Annotated in this window: 2 protein-coding genes; one reads left to right on the top strand and one right to left on the bottom strand. The window is 63.8% G+C overall.

Annotation, left to right across the window (positions count from 1 at the left end):
• A partial coding sequence (locus MLGJGCBP_RS19930) for a lipase family protein (RefSeq protein WP_236581215.1) occupies positions 1-597 on the bottom strand: 597 nt, incomplete at its 3' end.
• 228 nt (positions 598-825) lie between these two features.
• Between MLGJGCBP_RS19930 and MLGJGCBP_RS19925 the strand changes: the two genes are divergently transcribed.
• On the top strand, positions 826-1,371 hold the full coding sequence (locus tag MLGJGCBP_RS19925) for a ferritin (protein ID WP_087561185.1): 546 nt from the start codon (positions 826-828) through the stop codon (positions 1,369-1,371).
• Positions 1,372-1,510: the final 139 nt, after the last annotated feature.

Genomic DNA, 1,510 nt, shown 5'->3' with positions numbered 1-1,510 from the left:
CGCGCTGGCCATGCCGCCCCCGGAATAGCCGGCCAGCGCCACCGGGCTGTGCGTCAGCCCCAGTTCGGCCACCCGCTGCACCGCCCGCACGCTGTCGAGGGTGATCATGCCGCCGAGCTTTGCTGCACCGTACGCGCCCGTCGGGCCGAGATGATCGGGCACCGACACGGCCCAGCCGCGCTGCAGACCCAGATACAAGCCCGGTGACTCCTGCAGTTCCAGATTGAACAACGAGTGCGACGGGGCGCATTTGGTGCCCAGCGAATTCACGATCGCCTGATACGACACGAGCGGAGGGTTCGCGACGCCACGGGGAAGCAGCACGGTGGTGACGGCCAGGATCGGATGCCCCGCAGAGTTCGTCGACCGGAACGCGATCTGCCACCCGTCTGAATTCGCAAACATCCAGGTGTCGATCCGGCGCGTCCGCACGACGTCGCCGGGATTCAGGACCCCGAGGTCGGCGGGGGCCGAATAGAAGGGGTCGGGGTCCGGCCAGGGATACAACGGGTCGGCCTGCGCGGGAACCGGAATCGTCGCGCCCAGAAATAGGGCACCCAGAATCAACGCTATCCACGCACTGGATCGTCTCAACAATTGCCTGCCCCTCCGGGCCGCGCCGTCAGAACGATGTGAATCTTATACAGGGGCCGGTGCCCGGCGACGCGGATTGCGCCGTTCCATCCCGCCGTTCGTCGCCAGTTCACGTTAGGAAAACGACATCAGAATGGTCCCGGAATTAGGTTGACTTTAGTTTGGGAACGCTTGCCAAAATAAGGTCGAACTTGGATGACACGTGCTCTGACCAGCGATATTATCCATTTCATGACTTCGACCGACGCGCACAAGACGAAATTCCACGCTCTGCTTCACGACCAGATTCGCAACGAATTCAACGCGTCACATCAGTACATCGCGACGGCCGTCTATTTCGACAACTCCGACCTGCCGCAGCTGGCCAAGCACTTCTACAAGCAGGCCGTCGAAGAGCGCAACCACGCCATGATGATCGTCCAGTACTTCCTCGACCGCGACATTTCAGTGGAACTGTCGGGTGTCGACGCGGCGAAGGGCCATTTCGAGAACGCACGCGAGCCGATCGCACTCGCTCTGACCCAGGAGAAGACGGTCACCGAGCAGATCGTGCAGCTGGCGAGCACCGCCCGCGAGGAAGGCGACTACCTCGGCGAGCAGTTCATGCAGTGGTTCCTCAAGGAGCAGGTCGAGGAGGTCGCCAGCATGACGACGCTGCTGACCATCGCCGACCGCGCGGGCAGCAACCTGTTCGACCTCGAGGAGTTCGTCGCACGTGAGATGAGCGGCGTCGCAGACACGTCCGGCGCACCGCACGCAGCGGGCGGTTCCATCTAGGCGGCTCCGCCGCCCGTGCGTCTTTCTGGTTGCTCCAGCTACCAGAAAGGCGCACGGGTGCGAAGCGCCTACCGCAGGGTGACCGGCCGCCCCCGCAGTCCGGAGCCGGCACGCGGCTCCTCAGGTTTGTGGGGCTCGT

The sequence above is a fragment of the Rhodococcus sp. T7 genome (assembly GCF_009872365.1).
Classification (GTDB): Bacteria; Actinomycetota; Actinomycetes; order Mycobacteriales; family Mycobacteriaceae; genus Rhodococcus_F.
Note: the sequence above shows the minus strand (reverse complement) of the source record. Positions and strands in the feature narration are given on the sequence as shown.

Coding starts and splice junctions, on each gene's coding strand:
- MLGJGCBP_RS19925 (WP_087561185.1), top strand. CDS start 826: ATGACTTCGACCGACGCGCACAAGACGAAATTCCACGCTCTGCTTCAC.